Here is a 17,409-nt window from a genome sequence, read left to right on the forward strand (position 1 = left end):
GGGGAACAAACCATGCAGATTCCCGCGCCTCCGCTCCGGCACCAGCAGTTGATCCTGACCATCTTCGGTTTGTACGGGCGCCGGGGAGGATCCGCGCTTCCGGTATCCGTCCTGATCGAGATGCTCGGCGACCTCGGTCACGACCCGCCAGGTGTGCGCTCGGCGGTGTCGAGGATGAAAGCCAAGGGCGTGCTCAACAGTGTGCGCAGCGGGGGAGCCGCCCGCTACGAATTGTCGCCGCGCTCTGTTGAAATGGTCCGCGAAGGCGATGAACGCATCTTCAATCCGCACCCGGACGACTCGGACGATCGCTGGGTGCTGGCGATCTTCTCCGTGCCCGAATCGATGCGCGAACGCCGGCACCAGTTGCGCGCCGAACTGGCCCGGCTCGGCTTCGGCTCGATGTCGGCGGGCGTGGGGATCGCGCCGGCCGCTGTCCGCGAGGGTGCCCGCAGGCGGCTCACGGAACGCGGCCTGGCCGAGTACGTGGAATTTTTCACCGGAGACTACTCAGAGGAATCAAATATGCGCGACAAGGTCGCGCAATGGTGGGACCTGGAGGCACTCGCGGGCCAGATCGACGAGTTCATGGACTACTACGGCGAAGCGCTGGCCGCCTGGACCGCCCGCGTTGGCGAGGACCCTGCCGCCGCCTTGGCGGCCTCCGGTCCGGAGGCCAGCCGTGATGCCTTCCGCTACTACGTTCCGATGCTGACACTGTGGCGGCGGCTGCCGTACCGTGACCCCGGCCTGCCATTAAAGTACCTGCCCGAAGGCTGGCGCGGACCGGAAGCCCGCGAAGTGTTTTTCGGCATTCACCGCCTCATCGGCCCGCTGGCTGAGGCGCATGCGCTCTCCCTCGTGGAATCCTCAGCGGCAGCCTGAGCCGGCACAAAAAAGGCGGACACCCGGCCACGTCCGGATGGCGGGATCCGGTCATCTCCGGGAATCAACTTCGGCGCCCCGATATCACGATAAAATTACGCCCGCAATATGTGTTGCATATCACGCGCAGCGGTGCGATGCTGAGGAACACCAGACTCATCACCACGAGATGGCGAAGGGCCCACATCACGGCCGGGGTTCAGCCTTGGGGCCTGAAGGAAGGGACAACGCAGTTCCAGACGGTCTCGCGCTCGTCGACATCTCACTGACGCACCGACCCGCGCATTGCATGCGCAGAAGGAATGCAACCATGCCTGAAACATTCTCGAAGGGCTCTCGCCCGGGACGCCGCACCACCGTCCTGCTTTCCAGCGCGCTCGCGATGATGCTGCTCTCAGCGTGCGGCGGCGGGAGCCTCAACACCGGCGGCGGCGACGGCGGCAGCGGCGGCAAAGACAGCGGTGAAGCCGTAACGATCGGCCTTGCCGTCCCGCAGTCCGGCGTGTACGCGGGGCTCGGCGAGGACATGAAGCAGGGCTTTGAGCTTTACCTGGAGGAGGCGGGCAACAAGCTCGGCGGCCACGACGTCAAGGTGGTTTCTGCCGACACGGGTGAGGGCCCGCAAACGGGTGTCCCGGCTGCCTCTCGCCTGGTCACGCAGGACCAGGCCGACGTCGTCGTCGGCATTGTGAACTCCGCGACTGCCCTGGGCCTCAAGGACACCTTCGTGCAGGCGAAGGTGCCGCTCATCCTCGCCAACGCGGGCGCCAACGACATCACGGCCGAGCCCTCCCCCTACATCTGGCGCACGTCGTACAGCAACGGCATGGTCAGCGGGATCATCGGCAAGCACGTGGCGGAGGAAGTCGGAGACGGATCGGTCTACCTCATCACGGCCGACTATGCCGCCGGGGAAGAGCACATCTCAGCATTCCGTGAGGAGTTTGAGGCCGCCGGCGGCAAGATCGCCGGAGAAACCCGCACCCCCTTCGGCACGACCAGCGACTGGCAGCCGTACCTCAGTGAGATCCGCAATTCGGGGGCGTCTGCCGTCTTTGCCTTCTACGCCGGAGCGGAAGCCGCCAACTTCGTTCAGCAGTACTCCACCTTCGGTCTGGCGAAGGATATCCAGCTTTACGGCAATGGGTTCCTGGTCGAGGGCGACGTCTTGGAGGCCCAGGGCAAGGCCGCCCTCGGCATCCAGACCTCGCTGAACTACAGCCATACGATCGACTCCGAGAAAAACAAAAAGTTTGTGGAAGCCTACAAGGCCGCCTACGGCGAAGTTCCGACGACCTACGCCATGGCGACCTACGATGCCGTCGCCGCCGTCGCCGCAGCGTTGGAAGTGGCCGAGTCCGTTGACGGTGAAGGTATCGCCGCCGCGTTGGGCAAGGTGGGGGAGTTCACGGACAGCCCGCGTGGCCCCTGGAGCTTCAACGAAAACCATGATCCCGACCAGCCGTACTATCTCCGCGAGGTCAAGGACGTCGACGGCACGCTCGAGAACGTCGTCCTCCAAGAACTACAGGGCTAAAGGACAGCCAGACGTGGGTTGGCTTGATGCGAACGCCGCAACCATTCTCAACGGCTTGGCACTCGGCTCCGTGCTGTTCCTGATCGCCATCGGATTGTCCCTCGTCTTCGGCACGATGGATGTGCTGAACCTGGCGCACGGGGCCGTGTCGCTCGTGGGTGCCTATGTGGGGGTGGCGATGTTTGGTGCGCCGCCGGCAGCGGGGATGTTCTTCCTGGCCGTGGTCGTCGCGGCCGTCATCGGCTTTGCCGCCGGCGGCCTGCTGGCGGCGATGACGTCGCCGGTGCGGAACCATCTCAGGCAGGCGATGCTGACGCTGGGAATGGCGCTTATTGTTGCTGAACTCATCCAGGAAGTGTTCGGTGCGAACGTGCGGTCCGTACCCCCGCCGGACTTCCTCTCCAGCACGGTGACGATGCTCGGCAACCCCTACCCGGTCTATCGGCTCGCCATGGTCGGCGCGGGGATCGTCGTCGCCGTTGTCCTCTACATCGTGCTCGAGCGCACCCGCGCCGGGGCGATCGTGCGGGCCACGGTGGCGGACAGGGCCATGGTCGAGGCCATCGGCATCCGCACCAAGGTCGTCCTGACCCTCGTCTTCGGCTGCGGGGCGGCGCTGGCTGCCGTGGGTGGCCTGCTGGCCGCGCCCATCCTGGGTGCGCAGCCGGGCCTGGATGACCAGATCCTCCTTCTCGCCCTGGTCATCGTGGTCATCGGCGGCCTCGGATCCTTGCGCGGAGCATTGCTCGGAGCGCTGGTGGTCGGACAGGTGCAAACGGTCGGAGTGGTCATGGTCCACGAGTTTGCTACCTTCCTTCTCTTCGCAGCACTGGCGGTGGTCCTCCTGCTCCGGCCGCAGGGGCTGCTGCCGGCACGGGCAGGAGCGCACGCATGAGTCCGACGGTGACAGATTCAGGCCTCGCTACTGGGCGGGGGCAGGCGCGGATGCCTCTGCTCCGCGATCCCCGGCGCACGATGCTGGAGTGCGCGATCGGGGTGGTCATCCTCCTCCTGCTCGCGGCACTGCCGTTCTTCCTGGCGCCATACCCCCTCAGCCTGGCGGGGCGTGCGCTGGCCTTCGGTTTGCTGGTGGTCAGCGTCGACCTGGTGACCGGCGTGTTGGGCATGCCGACCCTGGGCCAGGTGGCCTACTTCGGCGCCGGCGCCTACTCCGCCGGCCTCGTGGGCATCCACTTCTCCGCGAGCGGCCTGGTCCAAGTAATCGTGGGCATGGCCGCGGGAGCGGTGCTTGCGCTCGTGACCGGGGCCGTGGCAGTGCGCACGGCCGGAATTGTGTTCCTGATGGTCACTCTCGCGATCGGTGAGCTCGCCCACCGCGGCGCCGACTCCCTCAAAGTGGTCGGCGCGAGCAATGGCCTGACCGGCATCCCGCCCATCAGCGTGTTCCCCGGCGGAGAGCCCTTGATCGTGCCCGGCTACGTCTATTGGTGGATCCTGGCGGTATTCGTCGTCGGCTACTGTGCGGCGATGCTCCTGAGCCGCTCGCCTCTGGGCCGCTCCATGCGCGGGGTGCGCGACGGCGAGCTTCGACTGCGCGCCCTGGGACAGAACACGTACGCGGTCAAGCTGCTCGCGTACACCATCGCCGGGGGAATCGCCGGTGCCGCGGGAACGGCGTGGGTTGCGCAGACGCAGTTCATCTCCCCCGGCGACCTGGGCTTCGACATGGCCGCGTTCGCGCTCCTCAGCGTCGTGCTCGGCGGGGCCGGGAGCCTCTGGGGGCCGGTCATCGGAGCGGCCCTGGTCATCTTCGTGCGCGACTGGCTGGGCGGATACCTCGAGGGCCGGGGCACGCTCCTGCTCGGGATTGTCTTCGTCATAGGCGTCTACGTCCTGCCGAAGGGTGTCGCGGGAGTCCGCTGGCGTCCCCTGCGACGAAAGGCAGGTGAATCAAAATGACGACGGCGGACGAACCGATGCTGGAAATCCGCGACCTCACGCTCAAATTCGGCTCGCTCACTGCGGTTGACGCGGTGACGCTGAACATCCCTAGGGGTGTTCGGCACGCGCTCATCGGGCCGAATGGGGCGGGCAAGTCGACACTCTTCGGGGTCATTGCCGGGCGCCTTCGCCCCACGGACGGGACACTCATGTTTAACGGGCAGGACATCACGGGGCTCAGCGAAGCGGGCCGTGCGCGGGCCGGCCTCGTGCGGACGTTCCAGCATTCCAGCCTCTTCCTCAACATGAGCGTGCTGGACAACGTGCGCCTCGCGGTGGAGCGGGCCACGAGCCGGCCCAAGCGTCCCTGGCCGAGCTTTGGCGCCGACCGTGCCGTGACCGATGCCGCCATGGCACATTTGGAAAACGTGGGGCTCCTTGACCGGGCCTCGTCGCTGTGCGGCGCGCTGTCCCACGGTGAACGGCGCCAGGTCGAGGTGGCCATGGTGCTGGCATGCGAGCCCCGGATGGTTCTCTTCGATGAGCCGACGGCAGGGATGTCCGTGGCGGAGACCAACCGCTTCGCCGAAATCGTGGAATCGTTACCGAGAGAGGTGACCGTGGTCGTCGTCGAGCATGACTTGGACATCGTCTTCCGCCTGGCCGAACGCGTCAGCGTGCTGGCGGCCGGAAGGCTCATCGCCGATGGGACGCCGGAGGAAGTGCGGACCAGCGATGCCGTGCAGGAGGCCTACCTCGGGCGCACGCAAAGCGTAGACCTCTTCGAGGCGACACCATGAGCGGGCGGCCGCTTCTGGAGGTTGAGGACCTGGTGTCCGGCTATGCCGGCAGCCGCGTGCTCGGCGGGGTCTCGCTCTCGGTCGATTCGGGCGAGGCGGTGGCCCTGCTCGGCCGCAATGGCGCCGGGAAGACCACCCTGGTCGAAACCATCATGGGGATGGTGAGCGCCAAGGGCGGCCACGTCCGGGTCGACGGCAAGGATGTCACCGCGAAGGCCCCGCATGTGCTCTCACGGGCGGGCGTGGGGATAGTGCCGCAGGGACGGCGCGTCTTCGCGCCGCTGACCGTGGAAGAAAACCTCGAGATTGCGCTGCACAAGCGTTCCGGGGACTGGACGGTTGAGCGGGTCTACGAGCTCATGCCGCGGCTGCGTGAACGCCGGACGAACCTCGGCTCGCAGCTCTCCGGCGGGGAGCAGCAGATGCTTGCCATCGGGCGGGCGCTGCAGGGCTCGCCCCGGCTGATGCTCCTCGATGAGCCGTCCGATGGATTGGCCCCCGCGGTGGTCGAGCAGGTGGGGAACATCATCCTGGACCTGGCCGGTACCGGCATGGCAATCCTGCTGGTGGAGCAGGACCTGCGGCTGGCTTTCACGGTGTCCGACCGGCTCGCGGTCATGCGCAAGGGAGAGATCGTTCACGAGAGCAGCACGGCGGATTTCCGGCGGAACGAGCCGCTGGCGCGGACCCTCCTGGGCGTGGCGTAACCGTCGCTCACGGCGGCAGCCGGTCCGGGGAAACCACGGACCGGCTGCCGCCGTTGTTCGGTACCCCCGGATGTTCGGTACCCCGGCGCGCCGCGCCGCGCTTCGGTCACCGGGTGGGGATAACGGCAACTCCCTGGATCTCGATGAGAGCCTCCTTCTGCCACAGCCGGGAGACGCCGATGCCGGCCATCGCCGGGTATTCGGTGCCGGCCATTTCACGCCAGAGGCGGCCGATCTCCCGGCCGTTGGCCAGGTAGTCGTCCACATCGGTCAGGTAGATGGTGACGCTGACGAGGTCTTCGGGGCGTCCGCCGGCCTCTACCAAGGTGGCCAGCACATTCGAAAATGCCTGCTTGAACTGTTCCACGATGCCGCCGGGGACAATCTTCATGTCCTTGTCCAGGGCGGTCTGGCCGCCCAGGTAAACAGTGTTTCCGGCCAGGATGCCGTGCGCGTAGCCCGACGGCTTGGGCAGTGACGCTGGGTTGATGGTGCGGTTTCCGAGGGCTGTCTCGTTGCTCATGTGCTCTCTCCTTGGCGATGGGAATGCCGGTTTGATTCGTCGGAAAAAACTCTGGTGCAGATCGTTGCGATCGTGTAGGTTGAGCATATGTGACGGCCGTAAAAAAGTCGACACATGAAAATCCGAAGGAGACTCCGAATGAAACTGGCCACCTTGCGAACCGGCCCCCAGAGCACGACCGCCGCCGTCCAGCTGGCGGACGGCGCCTACCTGCCGTTGCCCGCATCCGATGTGGGAACCCTGCTGGCGGACCCGAACTGGCGGGCACGGGCAGAGGAGGCGGTGCGCACCGCCGCAAGCACCGCCGTCGTCAGCGTTTCGGCCACGGAGCTGGCTCCGGTGGTGCCCCGCCCGGGCAAGGTGATCTGCTGCGGACTGAACTACGGCGACCACATCCAGGAGATGGGCCGCGACCTGCCCGAGTACCCCACGCTGTTCGCCAAGTTCGCGGACACCCTCGCCGGGCCGGCGGACGACCTGACGGTCACCGGGAGCGAAAGCGTGGACTGGGAGGCCGAACTGGCCGTGGTCGTCGGAACCGCCCTCACACGCGCGGACGAAGACCAGGCCGCGGCCGCCATCGCCGGCTACACGGTGGCCAACGACGTCTCGATGCGGGACTGGCAACGCCGGACCCTGCAGTGGTTCCAAGGCAAGGCCTTCGACGCGACCACCCCGCTCGGTCCCGTGCTGGTCACGCCGGACGAGGTCGACGGGACCGATGTTGAGGTCCGCGGCTACGTCAACGGCGAGCTGGTGCAGCGTGACCACACCGGCACTTTGGTGTTCGGTCCCGCCCGGCTGCTGTCCTACATTTCGCAGTTCACCACGCTGCGCCCGGGCGACGTGGTCCTGACCGGCACGCCCGGGGGAGTGGGCATGGGCATGACCCCGCCGCGTTTCCTGGCCGACGGCGACGTGCTCGTCACCGAGATCGACGGCATCGGCCGGCTGGAAAACCGCGTCCGGATCCACGCGGCCGGCTCCACGCACGAGCCGGCACCGCCCTTCGGCGGAACAACGACGCCCTTCGGCGGAACAACGACGGCGGAGCCCGCCGCCCGCGCTTAAGGCACCATTTTAACCCCTCGAGAAGGAGAACGATCATGACGGATGCGACAACGGAATACCGCACCGAAGGCGACAACTCGATGTACGCAGGCGCCGACGGCAAGGTCGCCCCGGTTGTCACCCGCGCGGGGAGCGAGGACACCAACACAGCCCAGTCGGGGGACTGCATCCGTGTTTCGGGTGTTTCCATCCAGCACACCCCGGCCACCAAGATCTGGTTCGGGCAGGTTTCCAACGTCCCGGGCTACCGCTCCCTGCCGCACCACCACGGTGAGGCGGAAACGGGTGGCTACGTACTGCGCGGCCATGGCCGGATCTACTTCGGCGAAAACTACTCCGAATACCTGGACATGAAGGCCGGGGACTGGGTCTTCGTTCCGCCGTTCATGCAGCATGTGGAAGCCAACATGTCGGTCACCGAGGAGCTGGTCTGGCTGACCACGCGCACGCCGGAAAACATTGTGGTCAACCTGGACGAGGTTCCGGACGAAATGCTGGAAGGATACCGCCGGGCATGAACGCCGCAAGCGCCTCCGAGACCCAGGTTCCCACGGCCGAGACGTTCCTCAAGGCCGTCGAACTGACGGCCGTCGAACCTCAAATCCACGACGAGGCCTACGAGGCCACCACCCAGTACGTGCCGTGGCCGAAGGCCTACGGCGGCGACATGGTCGCCCAGGCCGCCGCGGCCATGATGCGCTCGGTCACCGATGACCGGCAGCTGCACTCGATGCACAGCTACTTCATGCGGCCGGTGGATATCGGCGCCGTCGTCCGCTACGAGGTGGAGAAGCTGCGGGACGGACGCGGCTATTCCACCCGCAGCGTGCGCGGTTGGCAGGGCGGCAAGACCGTGTATGCAGCCATGGGTTCCTTCCACGTGCCCGAAGACGGCCCGGAGTTCCAGCCGCAGATGCCCGCCACCGTCGACCCCGACTCGCTGCGCAGCGCCGCCGAGGTTCTGACGGGCGTCGAGGGCGACGCCGCGGCCTACTGGTCCCATGGCCGCAGTTTCGACATGCGGCATGTCCCCGGCCCGGTGTACGTGCGCGTCGAGGGCGAGCAGGTGCCGCAGCAGGCGGTTTGGGTGAAGGCGTTCACGCAGCTGCCCGACCAGGCCGATGACCGTGCGACCCGGGACCTGCACCGCACCGCGCTCGCCTATGTCTGCGACTACACCATCCTTGAGCCGATCCTGCGCGCGCAGGGGCACTACTGGGCCGAGCCGGGACTGGTCACCGCCAGCCTGGACCACTCCATGTGGTTCCACCGCGACGGCCGTGCCGACGACTGGGTGTTGTATGCCCAGGAAGCGGTCTCCGGCCAGCACAACCGGGGCCTGGCCACCGGCCGGTTCTTCGACCGCGAAGGGCGGCTGCTGGCCACCGTGGCGCAAGAAGGCATGATCCGCCCCGCGCGCTGAGACCCGGCCCTCCATCCGGGCCCTCGGATGGAGGGCGGACTCACGCCGTCCACTCAACCCACTGAAAGGAACGCCATGGAACTGTCCCCGTCAGCACATGTGGACTCGTTCACGCGCGACCATCTGCCCCCCGACGAGCAGTGGCCCGTCTTCGAATTCACCCTCCCCGAGCTCCAGTACCCCGACCGTCTCAATGCCGCGACGGTCCTGATTACTGACGCCGCTGCCCAGTTCGGCGGCGACCGGCCGGCCCTGCTCACTCCGGACGGCGAGGTGTGGACGTACAGCCAACTGCTGCAGCGGGCCAACCAGGTCGCCCAAGTGCTCACCGAGGACTTCGGCGTTGTCCCGGGCAACCGCGTCTTGCTGCGCGGACCGAACAATCCCTGGCTGGTCGCCGCCTGGCTGGGCGTGCTCAAGGCCGGTGCCGTCGTCGTCACCACCATGCCGGTGCTGCGCGCCAACGAAGTGGCCACCATTTGCCGCCTGACCCAACCGGCCGTGGCGATCAGCGACTCCCGCTTTTTGGGCGGCATGGCCGAGGCCGTGGGGGAGGGCACCGCCGTCGTCGCCTATGGATCGGACGACGCCGATGATCTCACCGCCCGCTGCGCCGCCAAGAGCGGATTGTTCGACGACGTTCCGACCGCCGCGGACGATGTGGCCCTGCTCGGACCGACCTCGGGCACCACCGGCACGCCCAAAATCACCATGCACTTCCACCGGGACATCCTCGCGAACGCCGACACCTTTGCCCGGCACATCCTGCGGCCGACCGCCGACGACGTGTTCGCCGGCTCGCCGCCGCTGGCCTTCACGTTCGGGCTGGGCGGGCTGGTGGTCTTCCCGCTGCGGTTCGGTGCCTCGGCACTGCTGACGGAACGGTCCACCCCCGTGCAACTGGCCGAACAAGCCGCCGCCGCCGGGGCCACGGTGCTGTTCACCGCCCCCACCGCCTACCGCGCCATCCTGAAGGAAGGGCGGGCGGACCTGCTGCGCGGCCTGCGCATCGCGGTCTCCGCCGGCGAGCACCTGCCGAAGGAGACATGGGAGGCCGTGCACGAGGCCACCGGGCTCGCCCTGGTCAACGGGATCGGCGCCACGGAAATGCTGCATGTGTTCATTTCCGCCGCCGGAGACGACATCCGGCCCGGGGCCACCGGCGTCGCCATCCCCGGCTACCGGGCCACGGTGCTGGACGAGGACGGCAACGAGTCGCCGGTGAACCAGCCGGGCCGGCTCGCGGTGATCGGACCGACCGGCTGCCGCTACCTGGACGACCCGCGCCAGGCCAACTACGTGCAGAACGGCTGGAACATCACCGGCGACACGTTCCTGCGCGACGAGGAAGGCTACTTCGTCTACCAGGCGCGGTCGGACAACATGATCGTCTCCTCCGGCTACAACATCGGTGCCCCCGAGGTGGAGGCGGCGATCGACCAGCATCCGGACGTGGTGGAGAACGCCGTCGTCGGCCGGCCCGACGAGGAGCGCGGCAGCGTGGTCTGCGCTTTCATCGTGCTGCGCGACGGCGTCGTCGGCGACGATGCCAAGCGCAAGGACATCCAGGACTTCGTCAAGAAGGCCATAGCGCCCTATAAGTACCCGCGGGATGTGCGGTTCGTGACCGAGCTGCCGCGCAATCCGAGCGGAAAACTCCAGCACTTCAAACTGCGTGAGCAGGTCGGCAAGCAGGAAACCGACCTGGCCGGCAGCACGGCGTAGACAGACCTTAAGGACAACAGACATGAAAATCGCAATCGTTGGAGGCGGCCCCGGCGGCCTCTACTTCGCGGCCCTGATGAAGCAATTGGACCCGGCGCACGAGGTGACCGTTTGGGAGCGCAACGCGGCCAGCGACACGTTCGGCTTCGGCGTCGTGTTCTCGGACGAGACGCTGGGCGGCATCGGCAACGCGGACCCGGTGGTGGCCGAGTATATGAGCCGCCGCTTCGCCCGCTGGGCCGACATCGACATCCACTATCAGGGGGAGACGGTCACAGTCGGCGGCCAAGGCTTCGCCGCAATGAGCCGCAAGGAGCTGCTGGAACTGCTGCAGCGCCGCTGCGCGGAGCTCGGTGTGGACGTGCGCTTCTCCACGCTGGCCCCGCCGGTGGAGGAACTCGAGGCCGGCTACGACCTGGTGCTGGCGGCCGACGGGGTGAACTCGCAGATCCGCTCCAAGTACGCGGCATCCTTCGGGCCGGAGCTTGATCCGCGGCCGAACAAGTTCATGTGGCTGGGCACGGACCTGGTATTCGAGGCCTTCAAGTTCTTCATCAAGGAGACGGAGCACGGGGTCATGCAGATCCACGGCTACCCGTACTCCGACGAGGGATCGACGTTCATCGTGGAAATGCCGGAGGACACGTGGCGAGCCGCGGGTTTCGACGAGACCGAGACCGAGGTGTTCCCGCCGGGCGTCTCGGATGAGAAGGCGATTGCGAAGATCCGCAGCATCTTTGCCGACGAACTTCAGGGCCACAAGGTGCTGGCCAACAACTCGAAATGGCTGAACTTCACCACCGTCCGCAACACCAGCTGGCGGCACGGCAACGTGGTGCTGCTGGGCGACGCGGCGCATACCGCGCACTTCTCCATCGGCTCCGGCACCAAACTGGCCATGGAGGACGCGCTGGCGCTGGCGGCCTGCCTGCACGAACACCCCCACCTGGAGTCGGCGCTGGAGGCCTACGAAACCGAGCGGCGCCCGGTGGTCGAGTCCACCCAGCGCGCCGCGCAGGCATCGCTGGAGTGGTTCGAGCGCGTGGGGCAGTACACCGGCCAGGACCCGGTCCAGTTCAGTTTCAACCTGCTCACCCGCAGCCGGCGCATCACGCAGGACAACCTGCGGCTGCGCGATCCCGAGTTCGCCCAGCAGGTGGAAGAGCACTTCGCCGCTTCGCAGGGCCTGGATTCCGTCGCGCCGGCGATGTTCCAGCCGTACCGCATCGGCGGGCTGGAGCTGAAGAACCGCATCGTGGTCTCGCCCATGGACATGTACTCCGCCGTCGACGGGGTGCCGACCGACTTCCACAAGGTGCACCTGGGCAGCAAGGCGATGGGCGGCGCGGGACTGGTCATGACCGAGATGGTCTGCGTCTCGGAAGAAGGCCGCATTACGCCGGGCGACACCGGACTGTACACGGACGAGCAGCGTGCGGCCTGGCAGGACATCGTCGGCTTCGTGCACGGCCACTCCGCGGCCAAGATCGGCCTTCAGATCGGCCACGCCGGCCGCAAGGCGTCCACCAAGCTGATGTGGGAAGGCATCGACCAGCCGCTGGAGACGGGCAACTGGGAAGTCATTGGCCCGTCGCCGCTGCCCTACGGGCCGGACAACCAGGTCCCGCGGGAGATGGACCGTGCCCACATGGACAAGGTCGTCGCGGACTTTATCGCCGCCGCACGGCGGGCCGAGGAGGCCGGATTCGACCTGCTGGAGGTGCACGCGGCTCACGGCTACCTGCTCTCGTCCTTCCTGTCCCCGGTGGCCAACCAGCGGACCGACGAGTACGGGGGCAGCGTGGACAACCGCCTGCGCTTCCCGCTCGAGGTCTTCGACGCCGTCCGTGCGGCCTGGCCCGCGGACAAGCCGCTGACCGTGCGCATCTCGGCGACCGACTGGATCGAGGGCGGCAATACCTTGGACGATGCCGTCCACATCGCCAAGGCCTTCGCCGACCACGGTGCCGACGGGATCGACGTCTCCACCGGCCAGATTGCCAAGGGCGAGAAGCCGCGGTTCGGCCGCAGCTACCAGACGCCGTACGCGGACCGGATCCGGCAGGAAGTGGCCGTTCCGGCCGGGATCGCGGTCATCGCCGTAGGGGCGATCTCCACCTACGACGATGCCAATTCGATCCTGCTGGCCGGCCGCGCCGACCTGATTGCGCTGGGACGTACCCACCTCTACGACCCGCATTGGACGCTGCACGCAGCCGCCGAGCAGGAATACCGGGGCGACGGAGTGGCCTGGGTCCCGCAGTTCCGCGCCGGACGGCGCAAGCCGCCGAGCGCCCGGACCGACGCCGTCCGCCCGCGCCTGTCGCTGCTGCAGGAAACCGACGACCCGACGGCCAACGCTCACCTGCGGTGGAAACCGGTGCGGCCGTCCGAGCCCGTCCTCGCGGGGTAGCACTCGATACAAGGTGGACAGGCGGCGAAGGAGGGGCCGGGCAGATGCTCGGCCCCGCCTTCCCATGCACCACACCTTACTGCGGCGCAGCGGGGAGACCATCCCAGGGTCTCCCCGCTGTTGTCACTGGATGTTCGGGCGTCCTAACGTCAGTTGGTTTGGAGGGCCCCGTCGATCCTTCGGGGGAGCAACCACGGGTTGTCCTCCTGGAGGGCCGGGGGCAAGAACTCGGCCGGCACGTTCTGATAGCTGACAGGCCGCTGGAATCGATAGATAGCCAATGAGCCGACGGACGTTGTTCGGCTGTCCGACGTAGCAGGGAACGGACCGCCATGAACCATGGTGTGGTTGACTTCCACTCCGGTTGGCCACCCGTTAAACAGGATTCGCCCAACCTTACGTTCCAATACCGGCAGGATGTCATGGACCAGCGTCCCGTCACCTGTTGCCGAGTGAATGGTGGCAGTTAGTTGGCCCTGGAGCCCCTCAAGCGCCTCGCGTAGTTCTGCGGCATCTGCATACTCGACCAGGAGCGCGGCCGAGCCGAAGACTTCTTCCTGGAGTTCAGGCGTCTGCAGGAAGTGACTCACCGTGGTCTGGAAGAGAGCAGGGGCAGGAGCGTTGCGAGTGTCCCCGGGGAGGCCAGCAGCCAACGATTCCACTCCGGCGTGATTCAGGGCCGCGAGCCCCTCATCGTAGGATGCGGCGATGCCGGGGGACAGCATGGTTTGGCCGTGCGCCTCGGTGATCGTTGCGCTGGCGCGTTCAAGGAACCGCTGCGACCCCTTTGGGATAAAGACGAGGCCGGGGTTGGTGCAGAATTGGCCCGCTCCCAAAGTCAGCGATCCGACGAATCCGTCGGCGAGGGACTCGGTATCTGCCTCCATAACTTCGGGAAGAATAACCACCGGATTGATGCTGGACATCTCGGCGTAGACGGGGATAGGTTCCGGCCGGGCCGCAGCTGTGCGCATGAGGTCGGTTCCGGCCGCTTGGGAGCCGGTGAAACCGATGGCTTTGATGGCGGGGTGGGCCGCCAATTCCTGACCGATGGTGCGGCCGGAGCCGAACAGGATGGAGAAGGTCCCGGCAGGCATCCCGTTGTCTGAGACAGCCCGCGTTAGGGCCTGGCCGACGAGTTCGGCCGTGCCGGGGTGGGCATTATGTGCCTTGACTATCACGGGACAGCCGGCCGCTAGGGCTGAGGCGGTATCGCCGCCGGCGGTAGAGAAAGCCATTGGGAAATTGCTGGCGCCGAAGACGGCAACGGGCCCCAAAGGAATTTGGCGCTGTCGGATATCTGGTGCCGCCGCTGGAAGCCGGTCGGGTTGTGCATGGTCGATCCGGACCTCTTGGTGGGCACCCAACCGGAGTTCGGCCGCGAACATCCGTAGTTGACCCGTGGTGCGGCCATGCTCGCCCTGCAGCCGGGCCAGCGGTAGCCCGGTTTCCTCATGTGCCCGTTGGACGACTTCATCTTTGATGTCGTCCAGGTTGGCGGCAATAGTTTCGAGGAACTTGGCGCGCTGGTCTGGCGTCGTGGTTCGGTATGTGTCGAATGCCTCCGCTGCCTGTTTCGCCGCGACGTCGACGTCGGCAGGGCCGACGAAGGTGAATTCGGGGTCGAGGGTTAGCCCGGTGGCCGGGTTGATGGCCCGGGTGCGGCCGTGGGAACCGATGGTGGGCTCGCTGGCGATGATCGATCGTCCGGTGATGGGCATGTTGTTTCTTTCAGTCATGAGGGAAGGGGTGGCTGATTTGAAGGCGGATCAGGCGGCGAGCCATCCGCCGTCGACGTTCAGGAGCTGGCCGGTCACATAGCGGGAGGCGTCCGAGAGCAGGAAGACCGCCATCCCGCCGAGGTCGGCCGGCGTGCCTAAGCGGTCCATCGGGATACGGCCCATGATCCGTTCGCGCTGTCCAGGCTGGCTGAACAGGTCCTCGGTCAATGCGGTCTGGAAATAGCCGGGTCCAATAACGTTCGAACGGATGCCAAAGCGGGACCACTCCGTTGACAGGATGCGGGCGATGCCGACCATGGCTGTCTTGGAGGCCACGTATGGCGCGATCCGGGGCAGGGCAATTGTGCTGTTCAGGGAGCCGATGAAGACGTGGGAACCTGGCCGGGATTCGGCCTGTTGGCGCTTGGCGATGGCGGTGCTGAGGAAGAAGGGTGCTTCCGCATTCATCGTCTGGACGAACCGCCAGTCCTCAGGGGTAACGTCCACTGCGTCCTTGCGGCGTTGGACGCCTGCGGCGTGTACTACGCCATCGATCGGGCCACGTTCACTGATGGCTTCGACAAGTTCCGGGATCGCTTCAAGGTTCGATAAGTCGGCAGGATGGGCAAAGCAATCGGGACGACCGGCACGCCTTGCCAGATCGGCAGTTTCTTCGAGTTGATTAGCCGAGCGGGCGACGAGGGTAACGCGGGCACCCGCCAGCGCTGCGGACAGAGCCATGCCCTGGCCTAGCCCGCGGCCGGCACCGGTGACCACGATATGGCGTCCGGACAGGCTGAAGTCCGATGGCGTGCAGGCGAGGTCTTCCGGGAACGTGGGGTCGGCAGCGACCTGTGTCATGAATTGCTCCTTAGAGGGTGGGTAAGCGGAAGTTGCATGGAGGCCCGAGGCAAGCGCTTAGGCGTCACTGCGTGGATCGAGGAGTTGCTCAGCCGAGTCGTAGATGCGGGTGAGGTGGCGTAAGGAGGCTTCGCGTGCGGCTGCGGCGTCGCCGGCAAAGATTGCCTCGGCAATCTGCGTATGCTCCGTCATCGTCTGGTTCTGCGCGGCCTCGTAGCCGAGACTCGTTTCGTACACGCGGTGCAGGTATTCGTTGATCGGATTGACGATGTGTACGAAAAACTGGTTGCCGGACGCCGCGGCAATGGCCTCGTGGAATTCAAGGTCCCATGCGAGGGCCGCCACATGGTCATCCCCGGCAGCGGAGAATTCATCCAGGGCAGTGCGTATCCGGGCTACGTCCGCCGCCGTCCGCCTTTGGGCGGCCAGTTCCGTCATGCCGACTTCCAGCACCAGACGCATCTCCATCAGGTCCGGGAAGGCGCCGTGCTTCAGTTCAAGCATGAGTTCGAACTGCCGTGAAATCGATGTGCCGTCAAACTCGGCCACAATCATCCCCCTGCCGGGGCGAATGTCGACCAGGCCGCGCTCGTCGAGAATCCTGCCGGCCTCACGAATCACGCTGCGGCTAACGTCGTAGAGATCGGCCAGTTCCGGCTCAGTGGGCAGCTTGTCGCCGGGCTGGAGCCCATCGGCAATGAGCTTGTTCTTGATTTTTTCGGCGATCTGGTCCGACAAACGGTTTCGTCGATTACGTGCCGTCTTGGACTGGCTGCGTGGTACAGCCACGGTCCCAGCGCTGTTCGTGGCTACCATCGCGGCAGCTCCCCTCTGCTTGACGTGGAAAATGGTCCCTTTAGGCAACCCGGCAACGTAGTTCCTCTCCTCGCACAGCCCGGACTGCTTCATCGCTGGCCAACTGCTGCAGACTACGTAAGGAATCTTCATCGTAGAAGGCAGCATGGGGTGTAAAGACCACTTCGGGCATCAGACGGAGAGGTGAGTCCGCCGGCAATGGTTCAGGATCTGTGACGTCTAAAACGGCGCCAGCCACTTTTCCGTCTTTAACGGCCGAGGCCAAGGCGTCAAGGTCGACAAGGGGACCGCGTGCTGTGTTGACCAGGACGATGCCTCCCTGAACATGCGCGAAGAAATCGGGGCCGATCATGTGATGGGTTTCCGGGGTGCTCGGAGCGTGCAGGGATACGGCATGGGAGCGTGCGGCCAGTTCCTGGAGACCCACCTGCTCGATCCCTAGATCCGTGAAGACTTCGGGCGGACAGAACGGATCGAAGCCAACGAAGCTGAAGCCGAATGGTGTGAGCCGCTTGTGCACGGCCTGAGCAATGCGCCCCATCCCCACCAAGCCAACCGTCATGGACCGGAACCCCGGGATCGGTCCTACGTCGCCGGGCCGGGCCCAACCGTTCGCCTGAATTCTGTGGTTGTAAAGGGGGATGCGCCGGGACACGGTCAACAGCGAAGCGACGGCGTGATCGGCCACGGTCTCCACTCCGTAATCCGGAACATTTGCCACCTGCACGCCGAGTTCGCGCGCCGCCTCCAGATCCACGTTGTCATAGCCGATCCCGTACCTGACCACCGTCGCGCCGGGATGCATGCGCTCCAGGACGGCACGAGTGATCGGAGCAAAATTCACGATGGCGACGTCCGCGCCCGCCACGGCGTCAGCAGTTTCCTGCTCATCAGTGCAGGCGAAACAGGCGAAGTCGGCGCCGATCTCCGCTGCTGCCGATTCCTCGATCGTGACATCGCGGAACGCGTGATCTGTTACGACAACTCGCTTCATCGCTTCATCTCCCTAGGTTCTTGTTGAGGCT

General features: G+C 66.1%; 16 protein-coding genes. 11 read left to right on the forward strand and 5 right to left on the reverse strand.

Going from position 1 to position 17,409, the window contains the following annotated elements; genetic code table 11:
* Nucleotides 1-12 precede the first annotated feature (12 nt).
* From AC5RVZ_RS25220 to AC5RVZ_RS25245, 6 genes are all read left to right on the forward strand, one after another.
* Nucleotides 13-885: a PaaX family transcriptional regulator gene (locus AC5RVZ_RS25220; protein ID WP_494068368.1), complete on the forward strand. Its 873-nt coding sequence runs from the start codon at nucleotides 13-15 to the stop codon at nucleotides 883-885.
* A gap of 310 nt (nucleotides 886-1,195) precedes the next feature.
* Nucleotides 1,196-2,422 carry an ABC transporter substrate-binding protein gene (locus AC5RVZ_RS25225; RefSeq protein ID WP_494068369.1) on the forward strand — a complete coding sequence of 409 codons (1,227 nt, stop codon included), beginning with the start codon at nucleotides 1,196-1,198 and terminating at the stop codon, nucleotides 2,420-2,422.
* Nucleotides 2,423-2,435: 13 nt separating this feature from the next.
* Entirely contained in the window at nucleotides 2,436-3,317 is an 882-nt protein-coding gene (locus AC5RVZ_RS25230) for a branched-chain amino acid ABC transporter permease (RefSeq protein WP_493952168.1), read from the forward strand.
* Nucleotides 3,318-3,367: 50 nt separating this feature from the next.
* Nucleotides 3,368-4,342 carry a branched-chain amino acid ABC transporter permease gene (locus tag AC5RVZ_RS25235; RefSeq protein ID WP_494068370.1) on the forward strand — a complete coding sequence of 325 codons (975 nt, stop codon included), beginning with the start codon at nucleotides 3,368-3,370 and terminating at the stop codon, nucleotides 4,340-4,342.
* Complete coding sequence (locus AC5RVZ_RS25240) at nucleotides 4,339-5,124, forward strand: ABC transporter ATP-binding protein (protein ID WP_494068371.1); 786 nt, start codon at nucleotides 4,339-4,341, stop codon at nucleotides 5,122-5,124. The genes AC5RVZ_RS25235 and AC5RVZ_RS25240 overlap by 4 nt, the downstream gene beginning before the upstream one ends.
* A complete protein-coding gene (locus AC5RVZ_RS25245) occupies nucleotides 5,121-5,831 on the forward strand; it encodes an ABC transporter ATP-binding protein (RefSeq protein ID WP_494068372.1) in 711 nt (236 codons plus the stop codon). Before AC5RVZ_RS25240 ends, AC5RVZ_RS25245 begins: the two co-directional genes overlap by 4 nt.
* 106 nt (nucleotides 5,832-5,937) lie before the next feature.
* Here AC5RVZ_RS25245 and AC5RVZ_RS25250 read toward each other — a convergent pair whose 3' ends face one another.
* A complete protein-coding gene (locus tag AC5RVZ_RS25250) occupies nucleotides 5,938-6,354 on the reverse strand; it encodes a RidA family protein (RefSeq protein WP_494068373.1) in 417 nt (138 codons plus the stop codon).
* Between the two features lie 138 nt (nucleotides 6,355-6,492).
* Between AC5RVZ_RS25250 and AC5RVZ_RS25255 the strand changes: the two genes are divergently transcribed.
* The 5 genes from AC5RVZ_RS25255 to AC5RVZ_RS25275 all read left to right on the forward strand — a co-directional run bounded on the left by AC5RVZ_RS25255 (nucleotide 6,493) and on the right by AC5RVZ_RS25275 (nucleotide 12,986).
* Nucleotides 6,493-7,425 (forward strand): fumarylacetoacetate hydrolase family protein, encoded by a 933-nt coding sequence (locus tag AC5RVZ_RS25255; protein ID WP_494068374.1) that lies wholly within the window; start codon nucleotides 6,493-6,495, stop codon nucleotides 7,423-7,425.
* A gap of 35 nt (nucleotides 7,426-7,460) precedes the next feature.
* Complete coding sequence (locus AC5RVZ_RS25260) at nucleotides 7,461-7,943, forward strand: cupin domain-containing protein (RefSeq protein ID WP_494068375.1); 483 nt, start codon at nucleotides 7,461-7,463, stop codon at nucleotides 7,941-7,943.
* Nucleotides 7,940-8,848 carry an acyl-CoA thioesterase gene (locus AC5RVZ_RS25265; RefSeq protein ID WP_494068376.1) on the forward strand — a complete coding sequence of 303 codons (909 nt, stop codon included), beginning with the start codon at nucleotides 7,940-7,942 and terminating at the stop codon, nucleotides 8,846-8,848. The genes AC5RVZ_RS25260 and AC5RVZ_RS25265 overlap by 4 nt, the downstream gene beginning before the upstream one ends.
* 75 nt (nucleotides 8,849-8,923) lie before the next feature.
* Complete coding sequence (locus AC5RVZ_RS25270; RefSeq protein WP_494068377.1) at nucleotides 8,924-10,573, forward strand: AMP-binding protein; 1,650 nt, start codon at nucleotides 8,924-8,926, stop codon at nucleotides 10,571-10,573.
* Nucleotides 10,574-10,595: 22 nt separating this feature from the next.
* The gene (locus AC5RVZ_RS25275; protein ID WP_494068378.1) at nucleotides 10,596-12,986 is read left to right on the forward strand and encodes a bifunctional salicylyl-CoA 5-hydroxylase/oxidoreductase; all 2,391 of its coding nucleotides are present in this window, start codon (nucleotides 10,596-10,598) and stop codon (nucleotides 12,984-12,986) included.
* 149 nt (nucleotides 12,987-13,135) lie between these two features.
* On the opposite strand, the gene AC5RVZ_RS25280 is transcribed toward AC5RVZ_RS25275, so the two are convergent.
* The 4 genes from AC5RVZ_RS25280 to AC5RVZ_RS25295 form a co-directional block, all read right to left on the reverse strand.
* Nucleotides 13,136-14,725 carry an aldehyde dehydrogenase (NADP(+)) gene (locus tag AC5RVZ_RS25280; RefSeq protein ID WP_494068379.1) on the reverse strand — a complete coding sequence of 530 codons (1,590 nt, stop codon included), beginning with the start codon at nucleotides 14,723-14,725 and terminating at the stop codon, nucleotides 13,136-13,138.
* Between the two features lie 30 nt (nucleotides 14,726-14,755).
* Nucleotides 14,756-15,568 (reverse strand): SDR family NAD(P)-dependent oxidoreductase, encoded by an 813-nt coding sequence (locus AC5RVZ_RS25285; protein ID WP_494068380.1) that lies wholly within the window; start codon nucleotides 15,566-15,568, stop codon nucleotides 14,756-14,758.
* Between the two features lie 57 nt (nucleotides 15,569-15,625).
* Nucleotides 15,626-16,306, reverse strand: a complete 681-nt coding sequence (locus tag AC5RVZ_RS25290) for a FadR/GntR family transcriptional regulator (RefSeq protein ID WP_494068381.1) — start codon at nucleotides 16,304-16,306, stop codon at nucleotides 15,626-15,628.
* Nucleotides 16,307-16,424: 118 nt separating this feature from the next.
* Entirely contained in the window at nucleotides 16,425-17,378 is a 954-nt protein-coding gene (locus AC5RVZ_RS25295) for a C-terminal binding protein (RefSeq protein ID WP_494068382.1), read from the reverse strand.
* Nucleotides 17,379-17,409 lie beyond the last annotated feature (31 nt).

This window comes from Arthrobacter sp. Cza30 (genome assembly GCF_059090765.1).

Excerpts from the sequence above, each read along its gene's own strand:
- AC5RVZ_RS25250 (WP_494068373.1), bottom strand. The coding sequence starts at position 6,354 with ATGAGCAACGAGACAGCCCTCGGAAACCGCACCATCAACCCAGCGTCA.
- AC5RVZ_RS25295 (WP_494068382.1), bottom strand. The coding sequence starts at position 17,378 with ATGAAGCGAGTTGTCGTAACAGATCACGCGTTCCGCGATGTCACGATC.
- AC5RVZ_RS25220 (WP_494068368.1), top strand. The coding sequence starts at position 13 with ATGCAGATTCCCGCGCCTCCGCTCCGGCACCAGCAGTTGATCCTGACC.
- AC5RVZ_RS25235 (WP_494068370.1), top strand. The coding sequence starts at position 3,368 with ATGCCTCTGCTCCGCGATCCCCGGCGCACGATGCTGGAGTGCGCGATC.
- AC5RVZ_RS25275 (WP_494068378.1), top strand. The coding sequence starts at position 10,596 with ATGAAAATCGCAATCGTTGGAGGCGGCCCCGGCGGCCTCTACTTCGCG.
- AC5RVZ_RS25245 (WP_494068372.1), top strand. The coding sequence starts at position 5,121 with ATGAGCGGGCGGCCGCTTCTGGAGGTTGAGGACCTGGTGTCCGGCTAT.
- AC5RVZ_RS25270 (WP_494068377.1), top strand. The coding sequence starts at position 8,924 with ATGGAACTGTCCCCGTCAGCACATGTGGACTCGTTCACGCGCGACCAT.
- AC5RVZ_RS25255 (WP_494068374.1), top strand. The coding sequence starts at position 6,493 with ATGAAACTGGCCACCTTGCGAACCGGCCCCCAGAGCACGACCGCCGCC.
- AC5RVZ_RS25285 (WP_494068380.1), bottom strand. The coding sequence starts at position 15,568 with ATGACACAGGTCGCTGCCGACCCCACGTTCCCGGAAGACCTCGCCTGC.
- AC5RVZ_RS25225 (WP_494068369.1), top strand. The coding sequence starts at position 1,196 with ATGCCTGAAACATTCTCGAAGGGCTCTCGCCCGGGACGCCGCACCACC.
- AC5RVZ_RS25240 (WP_494068371.1), top strand. The coding sequence starts at position 4,339 with ATGACGACGGCGGACGAACCGATGCTGGAAATCCGCGACCTCACGCTC.
- AC5RVZ_RS25265 (WP_494068376.1), top strand. The coding sequence starts at position 7,940 with ATGAACGCCGCAAGCGCCTCCGAGACCCAGGTTCCCACGGCCGAGACG.
- AC5RVZ_RS25260 (WP_494068375.1), top strand. The coding sequence starts at position 7,461 with ATGACGGATGCGACAACGGAATACCGCACCGAAGGCGACAACTCGATG.
- AC5RVZ_RS25280 (WP_494068379.1), bottom strand. The coding sequence starts at position 14,725 with ATGACTGAAAGAAACAACATGCCCATCACCGGACGATCGATCATCGCC.